We start from the raw sequence: 23,602 nt of genomic DNA on the forward strand, positions 1-23,602 counted from the left end.
CGGTAAGGTGTCCGCATGAGTACCGGGGTTCGCCGCAGGATGGGCGTAGAGGAGCGGCGGCAGCAGCTGATCGGTGTCGCACTCGACCTGTTCAGCCGCCGTTCGCCCGACGAGGTCTCGATCGACGAGATAGCGTCGGCGGCGGGCATCTCGCGCCCGCTCGTCTATCACTACTTTCCCGGCAAACTCAGCCTGTACGAGGCCGCGTTGAAGCGCGCCTCGGAGGATCTGTCGGCCCGCTTCGCGGAGCCGCACGAGGGTTCGCTCGGCGCCCGGCTGCTGCGCGTGATGCGCCGCTTCTTCGACTTCGTGGACGAGCACGGGCCCGGCTTCTCGGCTCTGATGCGCGGCGGCCCGGCCGTCGGCTCCTCGACGACCAACGCCCTCATCGACTCCGTACGGCAGGCCGCCTACGAGCAGATCCTGGCGCATCTGGGCGTCACCGAGGCATCCCCGCGCATGGAACTGGTCGTCCGCTCCTGGATCTCGCTCGCCGAGTCGACGGCGCTGATCTGGCTGGACGGCCGCCGCATCCCGCGCGCCGAGCTGGAGCTGCAGCTCGTGCACGACTTCGCCGCCCTGACGGCGGTGAGCGCCGCCTACGACACGGACATGGCCGCCCTGCTGCGCACCATGGCCGAGGACGAGCCGGCCGACGGGCCCTTCGCGGAGCTCGTCGGCCGGCTGCTGTTCCTGGCGCCCTGAGGAGCGCGGACCGCTACCGGTCGAACTTCCGGTACGACGGATCCAGGTCGCGGATCTCGGCGGAGGCGTGCAGGGCGAAGCGCTTGTCCGCCACATGCCCCCGGAGCAGCTCCAGCACGGTCTCCGTGAGCCTCGCCTTCGTCTCGTCGCTGCGGCCGGCGAGGAGCCCGATGGTCACGTGCACGATGGCGTGCCCGTGCTCCGCCGGGTCCTCGTACCCGTACGCCGTGAGTGCGCCCGGCCGGAACTGCGTCTTGCAGGCCTCCGGCTTGGCCGCCGCGATCTCCACGGTCGCCTCGTGCAGCGCCCGTGCGAAACCGGCGCGGTCGAAGGCGGCCTCCATCGTGTTCGAGTAGTCGACGGTGATCTGCGGCATGAGCTCTCCTGTTCTGGGGCGACGGGGCCGACCCTACTTCGCCGCCCGGGTGAAGACCGCCACCGTCCGCGCGGGTACGGTGAACGTGCCCGAGTCGGCCGCGTAGGAGGAGTTCTTCACCACCGCGTCCGTGCCGGCCGCCTGCACCGGGTGCAGCCGGTAGGCCGTCCCGGCGAGGGTGCCGATCCGCTGGTCCTGCTGCTGCGGGGTGGCGTTGAAGACCACGACCAGGTCACCGAGCCGCATGGTGATCACACCCGGCGTCTCGTCCTTGCCGGACAGCGGGAAGGACAGCCGGTCCTGCACCTGCGCGGCCGTGCCGAGGGAGAACGCCTTCTCCGTCGTACGGATCCTCAGCAGGTCCTGGTAGGCGGCCGAGGCACCCGTGATCTGCGGGCAGCCCACCTTCACCGCGCCGAGCAGCGGCTTGGCGTAGGTCCACTTGGACTGGTTGTCGGCCGCCATCGGCAGCCCTCGTCCGAAGCCGTTGCCGTCCGCGCAGTTCCAGTGGATGGCGTTGAACCAGTCGCCGCTGTCGAAGGAGTTGCGGTCCAGCGACTTCGAGCGCAGCAGGTCGGTGCCCGCCTGGGAGAGGGACGGCCCCTGCGAGAGGGCGGCCGTGGCCATCGCCAGCACCTGCATCCGGGCCCGGTCGGACGCCGGGGTGTCCTTGGGCAGCTTGTAGGTGAGGGCGTCGAACAGCGACTCGTTGTCGTGCGCGTCCACGTAGGCGAGGGCGTCGCCGGGTGCGTCCGCGTATCCGGCGGGCGAGCCGTTGTAGTCGACCTCGGAGCCCTTGACCTGCTTGCCGTCGGTGTCGGTGAAGGCGAAGGACTTCAGGTTGCCGGTCAGACCGACCTTGATCAGGTCCTGGTAGTGCAGCAGCCGGGCCTTCTGCTCGGCCGAGGTGCCGTTCGCCGTGGATCCGTTGGGGTCGGTGTAGAGCCCGGACGCGAATCCCTGGACGCCGGGGTCCGAGTCGAAGGGGCCGCCACCGCGCACGGCGTCACGGGCGCGGTCGGAGAAGGTGGCGATCCCGGTGCCGGCCATGTTCTGCTGCGTGGCCTGCACGAACCGGGCGTCGTTCGCGACCTCTCCGAAGTTCCAGCCCTCGCCGTACAGGATGATCTTCTTGCCGTCGACGCCGTCCTTCTCGAGGGTCAGCGCGTCGAGGGCCTTGCGCACCGCCAGGATGTTGGCCTTCGGGTGGTGGCCCATGAGGTCGAAACGGAACCCGTCGACCTTGTACTCCTTGGCCCAGGTGACGATCGAGTCCACGACCAGCTTGCCCATCATCGCGTTCTCGGGCGCGGTGTTGGCGCAGCAGGTGCTGTTGGCCACGCTGCCGTCGGCGAGGAGCCGCTGGTAGTAGCCGGGCACGACCTTGTCCAGGACGGAGGTGTCCGCCTGGCCGCTGGCCGCCGTGTGGTTGTAGACGACGTCCATCACGACCCGCAGGCCGTCGTCGTTGAGCGCCTTGACCATCCTGCGGAACTGGACCGTACGGGCGGTGCCGTCCGGGTCCGTGGCGTACGAGCCCTCGGGGACCGTGTAGTGGTACGGGTCGTAGCCCCAGTTGAAGGCGTCCTTCGCGGCGATCTTCGCCACGCACTCCTGCTGCTTGTCGGAGTCGGCCGGGTAGGAGGCCAGGTCGCAGTCGGTGGTCGCCTGGTCGGCCTTCTTCTCGGGGATGGTGGCGATGTCGAAGGCGGGCAGCAGGTGCACGTACGAGGTGCCCGACTTCGCCAGCTGCCGCAGGTGCCTGGAGCCGTCGCTGTTCTTGTCGGTGAAGGCCAGGTAGGTGCCTTGGTCCTTCGCCGGGACGGTCTTGTCGGCGACCGAGAAGTCCCGGATGTGCAGCTCCTGGATCTGCGCGTCCTTCAGCGGTACGGCCCTGGGCTTGTGCAGACCCGTCCAGCCGCTCGGGGCGAGGGACCTGTCGTTCAGGTCGACGACCAGGCTGCGCTCGGAGTTCGCGGTGAGCGCGACCGAGTACGGGTCGGTGACCTTGTTGGTGACCACCTTGCGGACGCTGGGCGCCCAGACCTTCACGACGTACCGGTAGGGCTTGCCCTTCCAGGACGCGGGGCCGGTGACGGACCAGACGCCGGTGGTGGCGTTGCGGTGCATCTTCACGGCCGTGCCGGCCAGGTCCAGGTGGACCGACTGTGCCGTCGGAGCCCACACAGACAGGGTCGGCCGCCCGTCGTGGAAGACCGGGCCGAGGCTGCTCTTCGTCGCGCCGGAGTACAGGTCGTCCAGCACGCCGGCGATCTGCACCCCGGTCGCGGCCAGCACGGCACCGTTCGCCGCGCGCTGCGAGGCCACGAGCTGTCCGCCGAGCGCCGAGCGGACCCGGTCGCGGTCACGCGGGTCGACGGACCAGGCGGTGTAGTCCTTCAGGTGCGGGAACTTCGCCTTCTGGGCGTCGGTGAGGGTGGTCTTCGTCAGCCGCAGCCACCGCTCGTCGTCGCTGGTCAGCGCCCCGTCCTTGACGGCGATGGAGCCGTCGTGGGAGTAGAGCAGCTGGGTGGAGACGGCGCCGTCGACGCCGTTCCAGGCGACCGTGTCCCGGTCGATCCAGACCGCCTTGGACGTGGTCAGGTCGAGGGCGGCCGCGCTGCCCGCGGGCTGCGGCAGCAGGTACTTCTCCTGGCCGTTCAACAGCCACACCTCGTAGCCGTTGGACTTGAGGTCCAGCGACTGGTCGGCGGGGAGATCCTTGTCGTCGCCCTTGTGGATGATGTAGCTGAGGCTGGTGGCACCCTCGGTGAGTGGCACCTCGAAGACCGCGCCATAGGCATCAGTCTTCACCGGCTTCAGCGGGTTCGACCAGTCGGTGGGGTTCGCGGCACCCGTCCAGTCGTGCAGGCCCCAGCCGTCGTAGTTCCCGTCGGCGCGGTGGTAGTGGATGACCGCCTTGGTCTTGTCCTGCGCGGGGTAGTCGGGCCGCTGCGTGAGGACGTCCGTCTTGCCCTGCTCGACCCAGACCTCACCCGTCTTGGTGACGTCGATGGTCCGGTCGGCGGAGACGTCCTTGTTGCCGTCCTTGTCGATGACCAGGAAGCCGACGTTCGAGGCGCCCGGCTTCAGCTTGACGTAGGCGAAGGCACCGTAGGCGTCGCGGCCGGTGAAGGGGTGGCTGTTCGGCCAGCTGGTCGACTCGCCGTCGGCGAGGTCGCCCCAGGCGTACAGGCCCCAGTTGTCGTAGTCGCCGTCGGTGCGCTTGTAGTGGACGATCGCGTAGTCCCGGGAGGAGGCCGTGGGGACCTCGGGGGCCGCCGGGGTGCCGGTGGTGCTGCTCGCCAGGGTGCTCGCGGTGCGCCCGGCCGAGTCGATCACGACCGCCTTGTAGCGCAGGGCGGTCCCGGCGGGTACGTCCTTGCCGATGGCCTGGGTGACCTTGTAGGGGGCGTGGTCGGCGGAGCCGAGCGTCTTCCACGCGCCGTTGCCGACCTGGGCGGCGAAGACCACGCGGTCGAGCTGACCGCCGTCGACGTCCGCGGTGACGTCGACCGTGCCGGTGGCTCCGGCGGCCGGGGCCTTCAGCGTCACGGCCGGCTTGGCGGCGGGCGCGGCGAGGCTGCCGGTGGCCTTGAGGACCACGGCGGAACCCGCCGGGACGGTGACCGCGAGCTTGCGGTCGGCATCGGACTTCACCGTGCCGGAGGTGCCGTAGACACCCTGGTACGCCATGTCCGCCGACCCGGTGGCGAAGGTCGCGGACTTCTCGCTGTCGGCGTTGTTGAAGGCGACGACGTACTCGGCGCCGGTCTTCGCGTCCGTACGGGTGAAGGCGTAGACGCCGGCCCCGTCGGCCGCGTACCGCTCCGTCTGGACACCGTCCGTCAGCGCCGGGTTGTTCTTCCGGAGCTTCGAGAGGGCGGCGATCTCCTTGTAGAGCGGTGCCTTGGTGTCGTACGCGTCGCTCGCGTGGGTGCGGTCGGTGCCGATCTCGTCGTCGTCCAGGTAGTCGGCGACCTTGGAGGCGAACATCGTCTGGCGGGCGTCCTTGTCACCGCCGGAGCCGGTGAAGCCCTGCTCGTCGCCGTAGTAGACGACCGGGTTGCCGCGGCTGAGGAACATCAGCTCGTTGGCGAGCCTGTCCTTGCGCAGGATCTCGGCGTCACCGGCCTTCGGGTTGTCCTGCTTCAGGAAGTACCCGATGCGGCCCATGTCGTGGTTGCCGAGGAACGTGACCTGCTCGTACGCGTTGGCCTTGTCGGTCGTGTACTTGTAGTCGTCACCGAAGACGCTCGCCAGCCGCTGTGCGCTGCCGCCCTGGGAGGCGTAGGAGCGGGCCGCGTCCTGGAAGGGGAAGTCCAGGGTGGCGTCCAGGCGGCCCTGGGTGACGTACGGGGAGGTGATGGACGTGTCCGCCGAGTACACCTCGCCGAACATGAAGAAGTTCTTCCGCCCGTGCGCGGCCGCGTACTTGTCGAGCGCGGTGGCCCACTGGGTCCAGAAGTCCATGTCCACGTGCTTGACGGTGTCGATCCGGAAGCCGTCGACGCCGAAGTCCTTCACCCAGCGCTCGTAGATCTTCTCCATGCCGTGGACGACCTCGGGACGCTCGGTCCACAGGTCGTCCAGGCCGGAGAAGTCGCCGTAGGTGGTGGACTCGCCCGCGTACGTCGAGTCGCCCCGGTTGTGGTACATCGTCGGGTCGTTGAGCCAGGCCGGAACCTTGCTCCTGCTGGTCACCTTCGGCGTGCGCGGGAAGGAGTCCGCGTCGACGGCCGGGAATCTCCTGCTGCCGTCGGCGTAGTCGGCGTCGTCGAAGGGCCGGCCGTCCTCGGTCAGGTACGGGAAGGCACCCTTGGAGAGGTAGTCGTACGACTTCTCCTTGTAGTCCACGACGTCGGCGGTGTGGTTGGTGATGACGTCGAAGAAGACCTTCATACCCTTGGCGTGCGCCTTGGAGATGAGGGTCTGGAGGTCCTTGTTCGTCCCGAAGTGCGGGTCGACCTGGGTGAAGTCGGTGATCCAGTAGCCGTGGTAGCCGGCGGAGGCGTTGCTGCCCGTGCCCTGGACCGGGCGGTTCTTGAAGATCGGCGCCATCCAGATGGCCGTGGTGCCGAGGTTCTTGATGTAGTCGAGCCGCTTGGTCAGGCCCTTGAGGTCGCCGCCCTGGTAGAAGCCCTTGTCGGTGGGGTCGTAGCCGGTGCTGAGGCGTGAACCGGTCAGCCCGCCCCGGTCGTTGGACCTGTCACCGTTGGCGAAACGGTCCGGCATGACGAAGTAGAACTGCTCGCGGGTGTCGTCGTGCCGGGCGGGCTGGGCCGCGAGCCTGGCGTCCGAAGGGGGCGGGGGCGGGGTGTCCGCGTGGGCCGCGAGCGGCGTCACGAGGGCGGCGGCGAGCGCGGCGACAGCTACGGCCGCGACCCGTCTGACGTGGGCGGTTCGGCGCGTCGGGGGCGCCGGCCATCTCGGTATCACAGGCGGGAACTCCTTGCGATTGCGGCTCTCTTGGGTCCGACCCCGCGCGACCGTACCGCCGTCGAAAGGTTTACAGCAAGACCCTTGAAATTCATAGCAAGAAGTTTCAGCGTCAACCTTGATGCCTCCTTCCCAACAGCCGCACTCTCACGGGTTGTTGAACTCGGACCGCGACACGGCGGTCGTCGGCATGGTGGCCTGGCACCACGCCGTCGACACGGCGGCCGTCTCCGACCGGCAGACCAAGTCGTCGTCCGTGAGCGGCTTCGGCTCCGGGAACGTGACCCGGGAGTCCGGGACGAACCGCTCGTACACGACGGGCAGTTCGTCCGGCTGCACCACCCGCGACACCTGGAAGTAGTGCCCCGGGCTCAGCAGCTCGACTTGCCGGCGTAGATCGCGAGCGCCGTGTTCGAGCCCAAGGTGGCGGTGAACTGCCCCGCGGAGTTCACCGCCACCGTCGTGTTGTTCTGGACGTTGCAGTAGGTGCCCGCGGGCAGCGAGGTCTGGTACGTGCGGGTCAGGGACGAGGACTCGTGGTTGATCGCCACATAGCCCTTGCCGCCCCGGCCGAAGGCGATCGCGTTGTTGCCGTTGTCCCACCAGTCGGAGACGGCCTGGCCTCGGGTCGCGTTGCGGAAGGCGACCATGCGGATGATCTCCGGCCAGGCGTGCTGGCACTTCCAGCCGTCCTGCCAGCAGGCGTTCACCGTACCGCCGTTGGGCGGCCCCGCGTCCACATCGGACCACTCGTAACCGGAGTTGATGTCCGGGGCTCCGTAGGGGTAGGCCAGCATGAAGACGTTGGCCAGGGTGTAGTTGGCGCCGTCCTTGTAGTTGAGGGTGGAGCCGTTGCGTTCCGTGTCGTGGTTGTCGACGAAGACGCCGGCCACCGAGCTGCTCAGGTAGCCCCAGCCCTCGCCGTAGTTGGTCAGATAGGCGAGCTTCTCGTTGTTGAAGACACGCTTGAGGTCGTAGGCGTAGCGGAACTCCTGGACGTCTCCGTTGCCGGTGTACTCGGAGGGCTGGACGGCCTCGTTCGCGCCGTAGATGACCTCCTGCTTCCAGTAGACGGAGGGGTTGGCCAGACGGCTCTTGATGTTGGCCAGGTCGTCGGCCGGGATGTGCTTGGCGGCGTCGATCCGGAAGCCGTCGACCCCCAGCGTGAGCAGGTCGTTCATATAGCCGGCGATCGTCTTGCGGACGTACTCCTCGCCCGTGTCCAGGTCGGCCAGGCCGACCAGTTCGCAGTGCTGGACGTTCCAGCGGTCCTGGTAGTTGGTGACCTGGGCGGTGCAGTCGTCGAGGTCGTAGGAGGAGTACAGACCGGGGTAGTTGTACTTCGTATACGACGAGCCGCCCGTGCCGGTGCCCGAGCCCGCCGCCATGTGGTTGACGACCGTGTCGACCACGACCTTCACGCCGGCCGCGTGGCACGTGTTCACCATGCTCTGGAAGGCGGTGCGGTCGCCGAGGCGGCCCGCGATCTTGTACGACACCGGCTGGTACGACGTCCACCACTGCGAGCCCTGTATGTGCTCGGCGGGCGGGGAGACCTGGACGTAGCCGTAGCCGGCGGGGCCGAGGGTGTTGGTGCACTCGCGGGCGACCGAGGAGTACTTCCACTCGAAGAGGACCGCGGTGACGTCCTTGGTGCCGGGCGGGGAGGCGTAAGCGGCGGTCCCTGGGGCGAGGACGGCCGCCGCCGCGGTGAGGGCGAGGGCACCCGAAACGATTCTGCTGCTGGCCATGTGGGGGTTCCTTCTCCGTTGAAGGCCTTGCCGAAATCTTTCAGAAACCTTGCGGTGGCCAGATGTTAAAGGCCCGCCACCCAAAAGGGCAGCGGGCCGTAAGAAGTTGACGGAAGAAGTTACCGAGCGGTTATCACGCCGTCGTCCACCACACGGTCGTGTCGGCGGGCACCTTCGCCTCGCCGTCGGCCTCGGTCACCTCACCGCTGGCGAGCAGGACACGGCCGTGGGACGGGGTCGTCACGGACTCGCCGGTGGTGTTCGCGACACACACGAACTCGCCCCGGCGGAAGGCCAGCACACCCTCCGGCGCGCGCAGCCACTCCACCGCCTCGCCCGCGCCCAGGTCGGGCTGCGACCGGCGGATGCCCAGCGCCGAGCGGTACAGCTCCAGCGTCGAACCGGGGACGCCCGACTGCGCCTCGACACTCAGCTCCGCCCAGGCCGACGGCTGGGGCAGCCAGCTGCCGCCGCTGCCGAAGCCGTACGAGGAGCCCTCGCGGGTCCACGGGATCGGCACCCGGCAGCCGTCGCGGAAGCCGTCCTGGCCGGCGCCGCGGAAGAACGCCGGGTCCTGGCGCACCTCGTCGGGCAGGTCCACGACGTCCGGGAGGCCCAGTTCCTCGCCCTGGTACACGTATGCCGAGCCGGGCAGGGCCAGCATGAGGAGGGTCGCCGCACGGGCCCTGCGAAGGCCCAGCTCGCGGTCGCCCGCCGTGCGGATCTGGGTGCCGAGACCCGGGGGGTTGGCGAAGCGCGTCGCGTGGCGGGTGACGTCGTGGTTGGACAGGACCCAGGTGGCGGGGGCGCCGACCGGGCGCATCGCCTCCAGGGTGCGGTCGATGACCGTCCGCAGTTCCTTCGCGTCCCACTCCGTGCCCAGGTACTGGAAGTTGAAGGCCTGGTGCAGCTCGTCCGGGCGGACGTAGTTGGCGGTGCGCTCGACGGTCGGGGTCCACGCCTCGGCCACGAAGATGCGCTCACCGGCGTACTCGTCGAGGACCACGCGCCACTGGCGGTAGATGGCGTGCACGCCGTCCTGGTCGAAGAACGGCATGACATCGTTGCCCAGCAGCTTGAGCTGGTCGTGGGAACCCAGGTCCGGGAGGCCGTCGGCCTTCACCAGTCCGTGGGCGACGTCGATGCGGAAGCCGTCCACGCCCATGTCCAGCCAGAAGCGCAGGATGGAGCGGAACTCGTCGCCGACCGCCGGGTGCTCCCAGTTGAAGTCGGGCTGCTCGGGCGCGAAGAGGTGGAGGTACCACTCGCCGTCCTCGACCCGGGTCCAGGCGGGGCCGCCGAAGATCGACTCCCAGTCGTTCGGCGGGAGTTCGCCGTTCTCGCCCTTGCCGGGGCGGAAGTGGTAGCGCTCGCGCAGGGGCGAGCCGGGGCCGTCCGCGAGGGCGCGCTTGAACCACTCGTGCTGGTCCGAGGAGTGGTTCGGGACCAGGTCGACGATCACCCGCAGACCCAGCTCGTGGGCGTCGCGGATCAGCGCGTCGGCGTCGAGCAGGTTGCCGAACATGGGGTCGACGGCGCGGTAGTCGGCGACGTCGTAGCCGGCGTCGGCCTGCGGGGAGGCGTAGAAGGGGCTGAGCCACACGGCGTCGACGCCGAGGTCGCGCAGGTACGGGAGTCGGGAGCGTACGCCTTCCAGGTCGCCCATGCCGTCGCCGTTGCTGTCGGCGAAGCTGCGCGGATAGACCTGGTAGATCACCGCGTCCCGCCACCAGTCGCGGTGCTTGGCGACGGTGGCGACGGCGGAGTCGTCGGCCGGGGCTGCGGAGTGCTGCTGGCTCATGGCGTCCTTGATGCTTAAGGGAGTTCGGGTCATGTAGTGGGTACGGCGACAGGGGCCAGGGGGCGTGCGAGGCGGCCGCGGTGTCAGCGGGGTCGGATGGACACCGCGGCCGCCTACCCGCGCGGACAGGCGCGCGGGAGTCCGGTGCGGAACGGGCCTCAGCCCTTGGTGCCGCCTGCGGTGAGACCGGTGACGAGGTTCTTCTGCACGAGGTAGAAGAACACCGACACGGGTATCGCGATCAGCACCGCGGTGGCGGCCATGTAGTTCCACTGCGCGTCGTGCTCGCTGACGAAGGTCTGCAGACCGACGGCGAAGGTGTACTTCGAGTCGTCGAGCATGAAGGTGGTCGCGAAGGCCACCTCACCGACGGCGGTGATGAAGTTGTAGAAGGCGGCGACGGCCAGCCCGGGGCGGGCCAGCGGCAGGATCAGCCGGAAGAAGGTGCCGAAGGGGCTGAGCCCGTCCACGCGTCCGGCCTCGTCGATCTCGAAGGGGATGGTGTCGAAGTACCCCTTGAGCAGCCACGCGCTGTAGGGCACGGCGGTGGTGCAGTTGATGACGATCAGCGACCAGTAGGTGTCGATGAGCCCGAGTTCGCTGAAGATCTCGTACATCGGCACGATCAGGATGGCGATCGGGAAGGCCTGGGTGAGCAGCAGCACCCACATCAGCGACTTGTAGCCGGGGAAGCGCATGCGGGAGACCGCGTATCCGGTGGTCGCGGCGACGAAGACACCGATCAGGGTGGTGCCGCCGGCCACGATCATCGTCGACTTGAACCAGTCGAAGAAGGCGGTGTGCTCCAGCACGAAGCTGTAGTTGGAGAAGGAGAGTTTGCCGGCGATCCTGCCGGGGTGCAGGTAGTCGTCCTTGTCCGGGCCGAGGGACAGGAAGAACAGCCAGGCCACCGGGGCAAGTGCGATGAGGCTCGCGACGACGAGGCCGCCGTGCAGGAGGGCTGCGCCGAGCGGGCTGCGCTCGCCGCGCCGGCGGGTCCGGCGCGGGGGCTGCGGGGCAGGCGTCGGCTCCGTCCGGGTCTTTTCGAGGGTCGTGGTGCTCATGGCGGCGGCTCCTGCGGCGTCAGACGGCGAGCTGGTCATTGCGCTTCAGCCAGCGGAAGTAGAAGGAGGTGAAGACGGTCAGGATCGACAGCAGCAGTACGCCGTACGCGGCGGACTGGGCGAAGTCGCGCGGCTGCTGTCCGAAGCCCAGGAAGTAGGCCCAGGTCACGAGGATCTGGGCGTCGGGCGCGCCGGTGGGGCCGAACAGCAGGAAGATGATCGCGAACTGGTTGAAGGTCCAGATGATGCCGAGCAGCACCACGGTGGAGCTGACCGAGCGCAGGCCGGGCAGGGTGACGTGCCGGAACTGCTGCCAGGCGCTGGCGCCGTCCATCTCCGCGGCCTCGTAGAGCGTGGAGTCGATGGACTGCAGGCCGCCGAGCAGCGAGAGCATCATGAACGGCACACCGCACCAGGTGTTGACCATGATCGCGGCGAACCGCTGCCAGAAGGTGTCCTCGAGCCACTGCGGCTGGGGCAGGTGGAGGGCGCCGAGGAGCTGGTTGAGCACGCCGGAGTCGGCGAGCATGATCCGCCAGGAGAAGACGGTGACGAAGGTCGGCACGGCCCAGGGCAGGACCAGCATCAGCCGGTAGAAGGTGCGGCCGCGCAGCTTCTGGTTGAGCATGAGCGCGAGGCCGAGGCCGATCGTGTAGTGCAGGAACACACAGGCCGCCGTCCAGAAGACGGTCCACAGGAAGTGCGACCAGAAGCGGTCGTACGCGGTCGGGCCGAACAGGATGTCCTTGTAGTTGTCCAGGCCGATGAACTTGTAGGTGGCGGCGATGTGGTTGACGCCGATCGTGCGCGCGGAGTTCAGGCTGTTGGCGTCGGTGAGGGTCAGGTAGAGGCCCCGCACCAGGGGGTAGCCCACGATGACACCGAGCACGATGACCACCGGGGCGATCATCGCGTAGGCGTACCAGTGTTTCTGGTAACCGTTCTTGATGCGCTGCCCCAGCCCAGGCCGAGGCGCGCGGTCACCGCGGCGCTTGCCGGTCGCGCGGTCGATGGCGACTGTCATGGTTCGACACCTTCTGATGGTTCAGGGGTTGGGCTGGGGCATAGGCCGATGGCCGCCGGATCCTTCCCCCGATGGGTGGGGGTCCCCCCGCGCGAGTTCATTCGAGCGTGGGGAAGATCCGGCGGCCAGGCGGGCTTACTTGCTGAAGTCCGGCACCAGCTTGGTCATGGCCAGCTCGGCGTTGCTCAGGCCCTTGTCCAGCGACTCCTTGCCACCGGCGATCTTGGGCAGCTCGGTGTCCAGCGGCCCCCACAGGGAGCTGTACTCGGGCAGCGCCGGGCGCGGCTGGGCGGCGGCGAGGACGCCCTGGTAGCCGGCGATGCCGGGGTCGGCCTTGACCTGGGCGGTGTAGGCGTCCGAGCGGGTCGGCAGCGTGGAGTTCTTCAGGGCGATGGTCTCCTGGGACTTCGCCGAGGTCATGAACTGCACGAACTTCAGCGCCGCGGCCTGGTGGGCCTTGTCGGAGCCGGCGTAGACCGAGAGGTTGTGGCCGCCGGTCGGGGCGCCCGCCTTGCCGGAGGAACCGGCCGGGACGGTGGCGATGCCCAGGTTGGACTTGTCCGAGAAGGCCGAGCCCTTGTAGAAGTTCGTGATCTCCCAGGGGCCCTGGATGATCGCGGCGACCTTGCCGTTGACGAACGCGTCCTGGATGTGGGCGTACGCGTCGGCGGTGGTGTCGGCCTTGTGCAGGCCCTTGCCGGAGAAGAGGCCCAGCCAGGTGCCGTACGCCTTCTTGGCGGCGTCGGAGTTCACCGTGATCTTCTTGGCGGCGGCGTCGACGGTGTCGGTGCCCTCGCCGTAGAGGAAGGACTGCGCGTAGTAGGCCTGGGTGGAGCCCCAGTAGCCGTCGACCTTCGTCTTGGCCTTGATCTTGGCGGCGTCGGACTTCAGCTCGTCCCAGGTCTTGGGGGCCTCGGTGATGCCGGCCTTCTTGAACAGGGCCTTGTTGTAGACCAGGGCGAGGGTGTCGGTGACGAACGGCACGCCGTAGGTCTTGCCCTCGTACTGGGCCTGCTTGATCAGGTTCGGCTGGAACTTGGCCTGGTCGGTGAGGGCGTCGGTGCCGTCCAGCGGCAGGAAGTAGCTCTTCTTCGCGAAGGCCGGGGTCCAGCCGACCTCGGAGCGCAGCACGTCCGGGGCGCCCTTGGAACCGGCGGCGGTGTCGAACTTGTTCTGCGCCTGGTCGAAGGGGACGTTGACGTACTTGACCTTGATGTTCTTGTTGGCGGCCTCGAACTGCTTGATCACGGCCTTGTACGTCGGCGCCTCATTGGTGGCGTTGGAGGTGTCCCACCAGGTGATGGTGACCGGGCCGTCCGACTTGCTGTCGCTGTCGCTCCCGCCGCACGCCGTCGCCGCCAGGGCGAGGGACGCCACCAGCGCGGAGGCCGCTATGCCACGCCGCATGAGTTCTCCTTGAGGGTTAAAGCCCGTGTGATGCAGGGAGGGCCCGTCCGCCGTCCCCGCGGTCTTGCCGACTGCGCCGTTGCGGCCGCCGGGCGACTGGAACGTAACAGCGATGTAAGACCTGCGAAAGACCTTGCAGAAAAAATGTGCAAGACACCACGATGGTTACCGGCCCGTGACCTCCCCTCGACACCCGTGTAACCGCTTATTGAAGCCGTTGAGCGGGCAGAGGGACACTTGTGCAAGACTCTGCAAGCTCTTGCCGCCACTGTTTCGAGGGAGTGCGATGACGCAGCAATCCACGGCAGGCCGTGCGACCGCCCGCGCGCGGCGTCCCGTCGGTGTGCAAGGCGCGGTGCGGCCGGTACAGTCCAGTGCCGTGACCACACGGCTTGCGGACATCGCTGCGCAGGCGGGGGTGAGCGAAGCGACCGTCAGCCGGGTCCTCAACGGGAAGCCGGGCGTCGCCGCCACCACCCGCCAGTCGGTGCTCGCCGCGCTGGACGTGCTCGGCTACGAGCGCCCGGTACGCCTGCGGCAGCGCAGCGAGGGCCTGGTGGGCCTGATCACACCGGAGCTGGAGAACCCGATATTCCCTGCCCTGGCCCAGGTCATCGGCCAGGCACTCACCCGGCAGGGCTACACCCCGGTGCTCGCCACCCAGACCCCGGGCGGGTCGACGGAGGACGAGCTGACCGAGATGCTGGTGGACCGCGGGGTGGCGGGGATCATCTACGTCTCCGGGCTGCACGCCGACACCACCGCCGACATGCAGCGCTACGAGCGGCTGCGGGCGCAGGGCGTGCCGTTCGTCCTGGTGGACGGGTTCTCGCCGCAGGTGCAGGCGCCGTTCATCTCCCCCGACGACCGGGCCGCGATGACGCTGGCGGTGACGCACCTGGCGTCGCTGGGCCACACCCGGATCGGTCTCGCGCTCGGCCCGAAGCGGTTCGTGCCGGTGCAGCGTAAGATCGAGGGCTTCGTACGGGCGATGCAGGAGCAGCTGGGGCTGAACGCCCAGACGGTGGAGACCGAGCTGATCCAGCACTCGCTGTACACGCTGGAGGGCGGCCAGGCGGCCGCGACCGCGCTGATCGAGCGCGACTGCACGGCGGTGGTGTGCGCGAGCGACATGATGGCGCTCGGTGCCATACGGGCCGCCCGGCAGCTGGGCCTGGAGGTGCCGCGGGACGTGTCCGTGGTGGGCTTCGACGACTCCCCGCTGATCGCCTTCACCGACCCGCCGCTGACCACGGTCCGCAAGCCGGTACCGGCGATGGGCCAGGCAGCGGTACGCACGCTGCTGGAGGAGATCGGCGGGACGCCCGCGCCGCACAGCGAGTTCGTGTTCATGCCGGAGCTGGTGGTGCGGGGTTCGACCGCATCGGCACCGAATGTCCTCCGTATGTCGTAGAACGTGCGGGGTGGACCCGACCTTGGGATGATCTGGCGAGGAAGCCTTTTCTGGCAGACTCTGTGGCTATGAGTGACTCGACCGTGACAGATTCGGAAGGTCGCGAGAAGGTGGCCGTTCCGCAGGCCGTCACGGGCGAGGGCAGACAGGGTCTGAGGGACCGGCTGCGCCACCCGCGCAGGCCCCGGCTGTGGTTCGAGATCCTGCTCATCGCGGTGAGTTACTGGACGTACTCCCTGATCCGCAACGCGGTCCCGGAGCAGAAGGCCCAGGCGCTGCGCAACGCCGACTGGGTCTGGCGTCTGGAGCACCGGCTGGGCGTCGCCGTCGAGGAGTCGGTCAACCACGCCGCGAACGCGGTGCATTGGCTGATCATCGGCATGAACTACTACTACGCCACCCTGCACTTCGTGGTCACGCTGGGTGTTCTGGTGTGGCTGTACCACTGGCATCCCGGCCGCTACGCGGCGACCCGGCTGGCCCTGTTCGCGACCACGGGTGTGGCGCTCGTCGGGTACTACCTGTTCCCGCTGGCCCCGCCCCGGCTGATGAACGGCGGCCGCTTCGTGGACACGGTGATGGTGCACCACACCTGGGGCTCGATGGCCTCGGGCGATCTGAAACACATGTCGAACCAGTACGCGGCGATGCCGTCCATGCACATCGGCTGGTCGCTGTGGTGCGGGCTGACCGTCTTCGCACTGGCCTCCGTGCCGTGGGTACGGGTCCTCGGGCTGCTCTACCCCGCGACCACACTGCTGGTGATCGTTGCCACGGCCAACCACTTCTGGCTGGACGCGGTGGGCGGCGTCCTCTGCCTGGCCTTCGGTTTCACGGCGGCCCGGCTCTGGTACGGCAGCCAGCCGTACGCCCTGCCGAGGCTGATGCCGGCCCCGGCCCGCACCGCCGAGCCGGCCCGGCAACCGTCCGCGTAGCAGGCCGAACCGGCCCGGCGACCGTCCGCGTGGAAGGCTCAGCCCCCGTCCGCGTAGAACAGGTCCTGCACGACCGTGCGTGCCTTCCGGGTCGTACGGCGGTAGGCGTCCAGCATGTCCCCGGCGTGCCCGGCGCCGTAGCCCAGGGCGCGGCCGACCGCGGCCAGCTCGCGGGGTTCGGTCGGGAAGGTGTCCCCGGCCCGGCCGCGGACCAGCATGACCGCGTTGCGCACCCGGGTGGCCAGCACCCACGCCTCGTCCAGCACGGCCGCGTCCTCGGCGGCGATCAGCCCGGCCGCGTGGGCGTGGGCCAGGGCCTCACGGGTACGGGTGGTGCGCAGGCCGGGCTCGTGCCAGCCGTGGCGCATCTGGATCAGCTGGACCGTCCACTCGACGTCGGACAGGCCGCCGGGACCGAGCTTGGTGTGCAGCCTGGGGTCGGCGCCGCGCGGCAGCCGCTCGGCCTCCATCCGTGCCTTCAGCCGGCGGATCTCACGCACCGCGTCGTCGCCCAGGCCACGCTCCGGGTAGCGCAGCGGGTCGATCAGCTCGGTGAAGCGGCGCCCCAGGTCCTCGTCCCCGGCGACCGGCTCGGCCCGCAGCAGCGCCTGCGACTCCCAGACCAGGGACCAGCGCCGGTAGTACGCCTCGTACGAGTTCAGGGTGCGCACCAGCGGCCCGGACTTGCCCTCGGGGCGCAGGTCCGCGTCGATGAGCAGCGGCGGGTCGGCGCTGGGCAGCTGCAGCAGGCGGCGCATCTCGGCGACGACCTTGTTCGCGGCCTGCGCGGCCTCCCGCTCGTCCACACCGTCCTGCGGCTCGTGCACGAACAGCACGTCGGCGTCGGAGCCGTAGCCCAGCTCGTGACCGCCGAAACGGCCCATCCCGATGATCGCGAACCGGGTCGGCAGGGTGTCGCCCCAGCCGTCGCGGACCACCGCGCGCAGGGTGCCCGCGAGGGTGGCCGCGGTCAGGTCGGAGACGGCGGCGCCGACCCGGTCCACCAGGGCACCCTGGTCCGCCTCGGCGGGGTTGGTCTCGGTGCCGTACGAGGACACGATGTCTCCGGCCGCAGTACGGAACAGCTCGCGCCGGCGGACCCCGCGGGCCGCGGTGACGCCCTGCTCGGCGTTGCCGGCGCGGCGCACGGCGGCGAGGATCTCCTGCTCCAGCGGGGCGCGCTCGCGCGGCTCCAGACCGCCGCCGTCGCCGTCGCCCAGCAGCGCCACCGCCTCCGGGGCGCGCATCAGCAGGTCCGGGGCGAGGCGGCCCGCCGACAGGACGCGGGCCAGGTTCTCGGCGGCCGCGCCCTCGTCCCTGAGCAGCCTGAGGTACCAGGGGGTCTTGCCGAGGGCGTCGGAGACCTTGCGGAAGTTGAGCAGGCCCGCGTCCGGGTCGGCGGAGTCCGCGAACCAGCCGAGGAGCACGGGCAGCAGGGTGCGCTGGATGGCCGCCTTGCGGGTCACGCCGGAGGCCAGGGCCTCCAGGTGGCGCAGGGCCGCCGCCGGGTCGGCGTAGCCCAGGGCGACCAGGCGCTCGCGGGCCGCCTCCGCGCTCAGCCTGGCCTCGCCGGGGGCCAGTTGCGCCACCGCGTCGAGCAGCGGTCGGTAGAACAGCTTCTCGTGCAGACGGCGTACGACACCGGTGTGCCGCTTCCACTCGCGCTGCAGCTCGGCCACCGGGTCGGTGCGCAGGCCCAGGGAGCGGCCGAGGCGGCGCAGGTCGGCCTCCGCCTCGGGGACGAGGTGGGTGCGGCGCAGCCGGTAGAGCTGGATGCGGTGCTCCATGGAGCGCAGGAAGCGGTAGGCCGCGTCGAGGCGGGCGGCGTCCTCACGGCCCACGTAGCCGCCGGCCGCGAGTGCCTGGAGCGCGTCGAGGGTGGTGCCGCTGCGCAGGGAGGGGTCGGTGCGGCCGTGCACCAGCTGGAGGAGCTGGACGGCGAACTCGACGTCTCGCAGGCCGCCCGGGCCCAGTTTCAGCTCGCGCTCGACCTCGGCGGCGGGGATGTTCTCCACCACCCTGCGGCGCATCTTCTGCACGTCGGCCACGAAGTTCTCGCGCTCGGCCGCCTTCCAGACGAGGGGTTCGAGCGCGTCGACGTACGCCTGGCCGAGGGTGGCGTCCCCGGCCACCGGGCGGGCCTTGAGCAGGGCCTGGAACTCCCAGGTCTTGGCCCAGCGTTGGTAGTAGGCGAGGTGGCTGCTGAGGGTGCGGACGAGCGGGCCGTTGCGGCCCTCGGGGCGGAGGTTGGCGTCCACCGGCCAGATCGAGCCCTCGACGGTCGTCTCGGAGCAGATCCGCATCATGTGCGAGGCCAGCTTGGTCGCGGACTTGAGAGCCTTGCCCTCGTCCGCGCCTTCGGCCGCCTCGGCCACGAAGATCACGTCCACGTCCGAGACGTAGTTCAGCTCGTGGCCGCCGCACTTGCCCATCGCGATCACCGCGAGACGGCAGACCGCGGCGTCCCCGGGGGCGCCCGCCACAGCCAGGGCCAAGGCCGCACGGAGAGTGGCTGTGGCAAGGTCGGCCAGTTCGGCGGCGGTCTCGTGGACGTCCGTCGTTCCGCACACGTCACGTGCCGCTATCGACAGCAGGCACCGGCGGTAGGCCACCCGCAGCGAGATGGGGTCGACGGCCTCCGCCAGGCCTCGCTCGAACTCCTCCACGCCGGGGTGCAGGTCCCGGGGCTCGTAGGTGACCAGCGCCTGCCAGTCGCTCGGGTGGCGGGCGAGGTGGTCGGCCAGGGCGGCGGAGGCACCGAGTACACCCAGGAGGCGGTCTCGGAGGGGCTTGGCCGCTATCAGGGTGTCCAGCAGTTCGCGGCGGGCGGCGGGGGCGGCCTGGGACTCCAGAAGCCGGACCAGGCCGTGCAGGGCGAGGTCGGGGTCGGCGGTGGCGCCCAGGGCCTCCAGGAGGACGGGGTCGTCACGGAGGGGGGCCAGCTCACCGCTGTCCAGGAGACGCTCGGCGGCGGATGGATCCGTGAAGCCGTGCCGCAGCAGTCGCGTGAAGGTACTGCTCCTGCGCCCCGGCGTCATCCGTGGCCTCCCCTGGATCTCGGTCGTCCTGGCCAGAGCCTAACCGCAGAGGGCGCCTGCGGCGCTTGGGCGGTGCTGTTGTGCGGGGTGCGTTGCGCCTGCGGCGGGCTGGGGGGTGCTGTGGTGCGGGTGCGGTTCGCGTGCGGCGGGCTGGGGGGGGGCTGTGGCGCGGGTGGGTTTCGCGTGCGGCGGGCTGGACGGTGTGTTGTGCGGGTGCGTTGCGCCTGCGGCGGACCGGGGGGTGCTGTGGCGCGGGTGCGGTTCGCGTGCGGCGGGCCGGGCGGTGCCGTGGCGCGGGGTGCGTTGCGCCTGCGGCGGGCTGGGGGGTGCTGTGGCGCGGGTGGGTTTCGCGTGCGGCGGGCTGGGCGGTGTGTTGTGCGGGTGCGTTGCGCCTGCGGCGGACCGGGGGGTGCTGTGGTGCGGGTGGGTTTCGCGTGCGGCGGGCCGGGCGGTGCCGTGGCGCGGGGTGCGTTGCGCCTGCCGCGGGCTGGGGGGTGCTGTGGTGCCGGTGCGCTGCGCCTGCTGCGGGCTGGGCGGTGCTGTGGCGCGGGTGGGTTTCGCGTGCGGCGGGCTGGGCGGTGCCCTGGCGCGGGTGCGGTTCGCGTGCGGCGGGCCGGGCCGTTGCCCTGGCGCGGGTGCGGTTCGCGTGCGGCGGGCCGGGCCGTTGCCCTGGCGCGGGTGCGTTACGCCTGCGGCGGGCCGGGCCGTTGCCCTGGCGCGGGTGCGTTACGCCTGCGGCGGGCCGGGCCGTTGCCTGGTGGGTTGCGCTCTTCGCCTGCCGCCGCCTGCGCGGGGGCGTTGCGGCTTGGCTCTGTGCCTGCGGCGGTCCATTCGCGTGCGTGGTGGGTTGCACCCCGTGCCCGCGGCGGGCCGCGCGGCCCCCTCATACCGACACCTTGCGCCCGCGGCGGGCCCCCCGGTGGGTTGCGCTCTTCGCCTGCGGCGGCCTGCGCGGGCGCGTTGCGGCTTGGCTCGGCGCCTGCGGCGGCCCGTTCGGGGGCTCCGTGGCTTGGGTCTCGCCCGCTGTGGTGGGTGGGTGGCGGCCGCGCCGGGCGGTGTCCGTCCTCGGTCCGGCGGGCTGTGGGGTGAGTCGTGACCGAGTTCTCGCCGGCCGCTGCGGGCGGACACCACCCGGCGCGTCCCCTTCCCGCCGTGCGCGGGTGCGGCACGTGGGGCCCGTGGTACGGCCGGACGGGTGGCCGCCATCCAGGAGTGCGCGCGGCGGATCACCGTGCCGCCGTGTCAGGGGCTCGCTGGACCGGCCCACCGGGAGCAGTAGTTCACGTGGTCTTCATTCCCCGGGTTGAGTGAGGTGGGGCTGGGGAATATTGGCGTGTGCATGCTCTGTCCGCACCGCCAACCCCGCCCCCCTACCCGGAGGTTGATGTGTCCGGCAGTTCCGTGTACCGCCGTGCCCGCACCGTCGTGGCGTCCGCTGCGGCCTTCACCGCGGCCGCGTTCGGCGTGTGGACCGGGCTCGGTGGTGAGACCGCGCACGCCGCGGGCGCCGTCCCCAGCCCGGACCACGTGGTCGTCGTGGTCTTCGAGAACCACGCCTACAGCCAGGTGATCGGCTCCTCCAGCGCCCCGTACATCAACTCGCTCAAGTCCGGCGGCGCCGGCCTGACCCAGTCCTACGCCATCACCCACCCGAGCCAGCCGAACTACTTCGCCCTGTTCTCCGGCTCCACGCAGGGAATCACGGACGACAGCTGTTACACCCCGGGCTTCTCCTCGGCGGCGAACCTGGCCTCCGAGCAGATCGCCGCCGGCCGCAGCTGGGCCAGCTACAACGAGACGCTGCCCAGCCAGGGTTCGACCACGTGCAGCAGCGGCAAGTACGCGCGCAAGCACAACCCCTGGTTCGGCTTCAGCAACGTGCCGACGTCGAGCGCCAAGACCTTCACGCAGTTCCCGTCCGACTACTCGACGCTGCCTCAGATGTCGTTCGTGGTCCCCAACCTGTGCAGCGACATGCACGACTGCTCGGTGTCGACCGGTGACACCTGGCTGAAGAACAACCTCGGTGCGTACGCCACTTGGGCCAAGACCCACAACAGTCTGCTCGTCGTCACCTTCGACGAGGACAACCGGCTCAGCGGCAACCGGATCCCGACGGTGCTGTACGGCCAGCCGGTGGCGGCGGGGTCCTCCTCGTCCACCACCTACAACCACTACGACATGCTGCGCACCCTGGAGGACACCCAGGGCCTGACGACCCACGCGGGCAACGCGGCCTCCGCCCAGGACATCACCGGTATCTGGACGTCCTGACGTGTACGTAGCGGACAGCCGCGCCAACACTCCCGGTGCGCCGGCGTCCGCGGACGGTGCCGTCCGGCCTTCCGCCGGGCGGCACCGCGCCGTGGTCGCCCCCACGGTCCTCGCCCTCGGCACCGTCAGTCTCGTCACCGACGTGTCGTCCGAGATGGTCACCGCGGTGCTCCCGCTCTACCTGGTGACGGGGCTGGGTCTCAGTCCCCTGGGCTTCGGGCTGCTCGACGGGATCTACAACGGCTTCTCGGCACTCGTGCGGCTCGCGGGCGGGCATCTCGCCGACCGCGGGGGCGGGCGGCACAAGTGGGTGGCCGGCTTCGGCTACGGCGTCTCGGCGCTGTGCAAGCCGTTGTTGCTGGTCGCGCACTCGCTCACCCCCATCGGGCTGATCCTGGCCGCCGACCGCACCGGCAAGGGACTGCGTACGGCCCCGCGTGACGCGCTGATCTCACTCTCCAGCACGCCGGAGACCCGGGGCCGCGCCTTCGGTGTGCACCGGGCCATGGACACCGCGGGCGCCCTGCTCGGGCCGCTGGTGGCGTTCCTGATCCTGCGGGCCACGGTCGACGGCTACGACGCGGTGTTCACGGTCAGCTTCTGCGTGGCCGTGTTCGGGGTACTGGTGCTGGTGCTGTTCGTACCGGGTGGCCGCCGGAAGACCGAGGCCGGCGAGGACGACGCGCGGCCCACCCTGCGTGCCGCGGTGGGGCTGCTCGGCCGACGGGACCTGCGCCGGATCACCGTCTGTGCCCTGCTGCTGGGGCTGGCCACGGTCAGCGACTCCTTCGTCTATCTGCTGCTGCAGCGCCGGCTGGGCGTCCCCGACCGCTGGTTCGCGCTGCTGCCGCTCGGCACGGCGGCCGCGTTCCTGCTGCTGGCCGTCCCGCTCGGCCGGCTCGCCGACCGGGTGGGCCGGTGGGCCGTCTTCCTGGCCGGTCACGGAGCCCTGCTCGTCGCGTACGCGCTGCTGCTCACCTCCTGGCACGGCGCTGCCCTGCCGTACCTCGTCCTGGCCCTGCACGGCGGCTTCTACGCGGCAACGGACGGGGTGCTGATGGCGGCGGCCTCGCAGGGCGTGCCGGAGGCACTGCGCTCGTCCGGCCTGGCCGTCGTGCAGACCGGGCAGGCGCTGGCCCGGTTCGCCTGCTCGCTGCTGTTCGGCGCCGCCTGGACGGTGTGGGGCGACCGGGCCGCGCTGGCGGGTGCGGTGGTGGCCCTGGCCGGCTGTGCCGCGTTCTCCCTCACCCTGCGCCCGGAAGGCACCGTCACCGCATGACCGTACGCACCCGCATCCTGATCCTGCTCTCGGCCGTCGTCGCGCTGGCGGCGGTGGGGGTGGCGTCCGTCCTGCACGCGTCGGCGCGCGCGGACCGCCGCGACCAGACGCAGGCGGGCGGCCCGAAGGTCACGCCGGGCACGGTGTCCCTGACCGGGCACGGCCGCATGGTGTTCCGCAACATGGCGTGGGGACCGCACCGGGACGAGCTGACGACGGTCCCGGCCTCGGACCCGGCCGGGCCGCGCACCGCCTCGGGCGTCAAGTGCCTGCGTTTCTACGCCGCCTCGGGCACCGGCGTGTGCCTGCAGGCGGTGCACGGCCCGGTCTCGGACACCTACCGCGCCCTGATCCTGGACGACCGTCTCCGTGCCCGGGACCACTACGACGTCCCGGGCATCCCGTCCCGCGCCCGGGTCTCCCCCACCGGGCACTTCGCGGCCTGGACGGCGTTCGTCGGCGGTGACTCGTACGCCGGTACGAACTTCTCCACGCGCACGGCGATCGTGGACGCCCGCACGGGCGAGCTGATCCCGTCCCTGGAGGCCTTCCGGATCGTCAAGGACGGGCACTCGTACCGTGCGGCGGACACCAACTTCTGGGGCGTGACGTTCGCCGCCGACGACCGCACGTTCTACGCGACGCTGGCGACCAGGGGCAGCACCTATCTGGTGCGGGGCGACCTGCGCACGCGCACGGTCACCACCCTGCACGCGAACGTCGAGTGCCCGTCCCTCTCCCCCGACGGAACCCGCGTCGCGTACAAGAAACGGGTCAAGGGCCTGTCCAAGGACGCCCCTTGGCGCCTGTACGTCCTCGACCTGCACACGATGCGCGAGACTCCGCTCGCCGAGCCGCGGAGCGTGGACGACCAGGTGGTCTGGAAGGACACCCGCACGATCGTCTACGCCCTGCCCGGGGACTACGGCGCGGACCTGTACCAGGTCCCGGCGGACGGTTCGGGGCAGCCGCGGCGGATCAGCGAGGCGGCGGTGTCGCCCGCGTATCCGCACTGAGCGCATCGGCGGGCGGGTCACAGCGGGGGGCAGATGGCCCGGGAGGCCGGGGACATCGAGGCCGTCGTCCGACGGGGCA

Annotated in this window: 15 protein-coding genes; 7 read left to right on the forward strand and 8 right to left on the reverse strand. The window is 70.4% G+C overall.

Annotation, left to right across the window (positions count from 1 at the left end):
- Positions 1 to 15: 15 nt before the first annotated feature.
- Entirely contained in the window at positions 16 to 705 is a 690-nt protein-coding gene (locus FB157_RS02575; protein ID WP_145875457.1) for a TetR/AcrR family transcriptional regulator, read from the forward strand.
- Between the two features lie 13 nt (positions 706 to 718).
- Here FB157_RS02575 and FB157_RS02580 read toward each other — a convergent pair whose 3' ends face one another.
- Positions 719 to 1,081, reverse strand: coding sequence for a 5-carboxymethyl-2-hydroxymuconate Delta-isomerase (locus FB157_RS02580; RefSeq protein ID WP_145875458.1), 363 nt, complete (start codon positions 1,079 to 1,081; stop codon positions 719 to 721).
- 33 nt (positions 1,082 to 1,114) lie between these two features.
- Entirely contained in the window at positions 1,115 to 6,520 is a 5,406-nt protein-coding gene (gene pulA / locus FB157_RS02585) for a pullulanase-type alpha-1,6-glucosidase (protein WP_145875460.1), read from the reverse strand.
- A gap of 154 nt (positions 6,521 to 6,674) precedes the next feature.
- On the opposite strand from pulA, the gene FB157_RS02590 reads away from it, so the two are divergent.
- Positions 6,675 to 6,881: a hypothetical protein gene (locus FB157_RS02590; RefSeq protein WP_145875462.1), complete on the forward strand. Its 207-nt coding sequence runs from the start codon at positions 6,675 to 6,677 to the stop codon at positions 6,879 to 6,881.
- A 10-nt stretch (positions 6,882 to 6,891) separates the two neighbouring features.
- Here the strand turns inward: FB157_RS02590 and FB157_RS02595 are convergent, their stop codons facing one another.
- From FB157_RS02595 to FB157_RS02615, 5 genes are all read right to left on the reverse strand, one after another.
- Complete coding sequence (locus FB157_RS02595; protein ID WP_145875464.1) at positions 6,892 to 8,271, reverse strand: alpha-amylase family protein; 1,380 nt, start codon at positions 8,269 to 8,271, stop codon at positions 6,892 to 6,894.
- Between the two features lie 133 nt (positions 8,272 to 8,404).
- The gene (locus FB157_RS02600) at positions 8,405 to 10,072 is read right to left on the reverse strand and encodes a glycoside hydrolase family 13 protein (RefSeq protein ID WP_145875466.1); all 1,668 of its coding nucleotides are present in this window, start codon (positions 10,070 to 10,072) and stop codon (positions 8,405 to 8,407) included.
- Between the two features lie 158 nt (positions 10,073 to 10,230).
- On the reverse strand, positions 10,231 to 11,136 hold the full coding sequence (locus FB157_RS02605; protein WP_145875467.1) for a sugar ABC transporter permease: 906 nt from the start codon (positions 11,134 to 11,136) through the stop codon (positions 10,231 to 10,233).
- A gap of 19 nt (positions 11,137 to 11,155) precedes the next feature.
- Positions 11,156 to 12,160: a carbohydrate ABC transporter permease gene (locus tag FB157_RS02610; protein ID WP_145875469.1), complete on the reverse strand. Its 1,005-nt coding sequence runs from the start codon at positions 12,158 to 12,160 to the stop codon at positions 11,156 to 11,158.
- Between the two features lie 135 nt (positions 12,161 to 12,295).
- Positions 12,296 to 13,567, reverse strand: a complete 1,272-nt coding sequence (locus tag FB157_RS02615) for an extracellular solute-binding protein (protein WP_145875471.1) — start codon at positions 13,565 to 13,567, stop codon at positions 12,296 to 12,298.
- Between the two features lie 379 nt (positions 13,568 to 13,946).
- Between FB157_RS02615 and FB157_RS02620 the strand changes: the two genes are divergently transcribed.
- Positions 13,947 to 14,981 carry a LacI family DNA-binding transcriptional regulator gene (locus FB157_RS02620; RefSeq protein WP_145875473.1) on the forward strand — a complete coding sequence of 345 codons (1,035 nt, stop codon included), beginning with the start codon at positions 13,947 to 13,949 and terminating at the stop codon, positions 14,979 to 14,981.
- Positions 14,982 to 15,049: 68 nt separating this feature from the next.
- Entirely contained in the window at positions 15,050 to 15,916 is an 867-nt protein-coding gene (locus FB157_RS02625) for a phosphatase PAP2 family protein (protein ID WP_186581295.1), read from the forward strand.
- Positions 15,917 to 15,954: 38 nt separating this feature from the next.
- On the opposite strand, the gene FB157_RS02630 is transcribed toward FB157_RS02625, so the two are convergent.
- Positions 15,955 to 18,954, reverse strand: coding sequence for a bifunctional [glutamine synthetase] adenylyltransferase/[glutamine synthetase]-adenylyl-L-tyrosine phosphorylase (locus tag FB157_RS02630; protein WP_145875475.1), 3,000 nt, complete (start codon positions 18,952 to 18,954; stop codon positions 15,955 to 15,957).
- A 1,386-nt stretch (positions 18,955 to 20,340) separates the two neighbouring features.
- On the opposite strand from FB157_RS02630, the gene FB157_RS02635 reads away from it, so the two are divergent.
- From FB157_RS02635 to FB157_RS02645, 3 genes are read left to right on the forward strand one after another with little or no spacing between them, the layout of a single operon-like run.
- Complete coding sequence (locus FB157_RS02635) at positions 20,341 to 21,228, forward strand: alkaline phosphatase family protein (protein ID WP_145875477.1); 888 nt, start codon at positions 20,341 to 20,343, stop codon at positions 21,226 to 21,228.
- A gap of 1 nt (position 21,229) precedes the next feature.
- Positions 21,230 to 22,507, forward strand: a complete 1,278-nt coding sequence (locus tag FB157_RS02640; RefSeq protein ID WP_145875478.1) for an MFS transporter — start codon at positions 21,230 to 21,232, stop codon at positions 22,505 to 22,507.
- Positions 22,504 to 23,523, forward strand: a complete 1,020-nt coding sequence (locus FB157_RS02645) for a TolB-like translocation protein (protein ID WP_145875480.1) — start codon at positions 22,504 to 22,506, stop codon at positions 23,521 to 23,523. Before FB157_RS02640 ends, FB157_RS02645 begins: the two co-directional genes overlap by 4 nt.
- Positions 23,524 to 23,602 lie beyond the last annotated feature (79 nt).

Origin of the sequence: Streptomyces sp. BK340 (genome assembly GCF_007827595.1) — a bacterium.
GTDB lineage: Bacteria > Actinomycetota > Actinomycetes > Streptomycetales > Streptomycetaceae > Streptomyces.

Excerpts from the sequence above, each read along its gene's own strand:
- FB157_RS02615 (WP_145875471.1), bottom strand. The coding sequence starts at position 13,567 with ATGCGGCGTGGCATAGCGGCCTCCGCGCTGGTGGCGTCCCTCGCCCTG.
- FB157_RS02600 (WP_145875466.1), bottom strand. The coding sequence starts at position 10,072 with ATGAGCCAGCAGCACTCCGCAGCCCCGGCCGACGACTCCGCCGTCGCC.
- FB157_RS02575 (WP_145875457.1), top strand. The coding sequence starts at position 16 with ATGAGTACCGGGGTTCGCCGCAGGATGGGCGTAGAGGAGCGGCGGCAG.
- FB157_RS02610 (WP_145875469.1), bottom strand. The coding sequence starts at position 12,160 with ATGACAGTCGCCATCGACCGCGCGACCGGCAAGCGCCGCGGTGACCGC.
- FB157_RS02605 (WP_145875467.1), bottom strand. The coding sequence starts at position 11,136 with ATGAGCACCACGACCCTCGAAAAGACCCGGACGGAGCCGACGCCTGCC.
- FB157_RS02625 (WP_186581295.1), top strand. The coding sequence starts at position 15,050 with ATGAGTGACTCGACCGTGACAGATTCGGAAGGTCGCGAGAAGGTGGCC.
- FB157_RS02580 (WP_145875458.1), bottom strand. The coding sequence starts at position 1,081 with ATGCCGCAGATCACCGTCGACTACTCGAACACGATGGAGGCCGCCTTC.
- FB157_RS02595 (WP_145875464.1), bottom strand. The coding sequence starts at position 8,271 with ATGGCCAGCAGCAGAATCGTTTCGGGTGCCCTCGCCCTCACCGCGGCG.
- FB157_RS02630 (WP_145875475.1), bottom strand. The coding sequence starts at position 18,954 with ATGACGCCGGGGCGCAGGAGCAGTACCTTCACGCGACTGCTGCGGCAC.
- FB157_RS02645 (WP_145875480.1), top strand. The coding sequence starts at position 22,504 with ATGACCGTACGCACCCGCATCCTGATCCTGCTCTCGGCCGTCGTCGCG.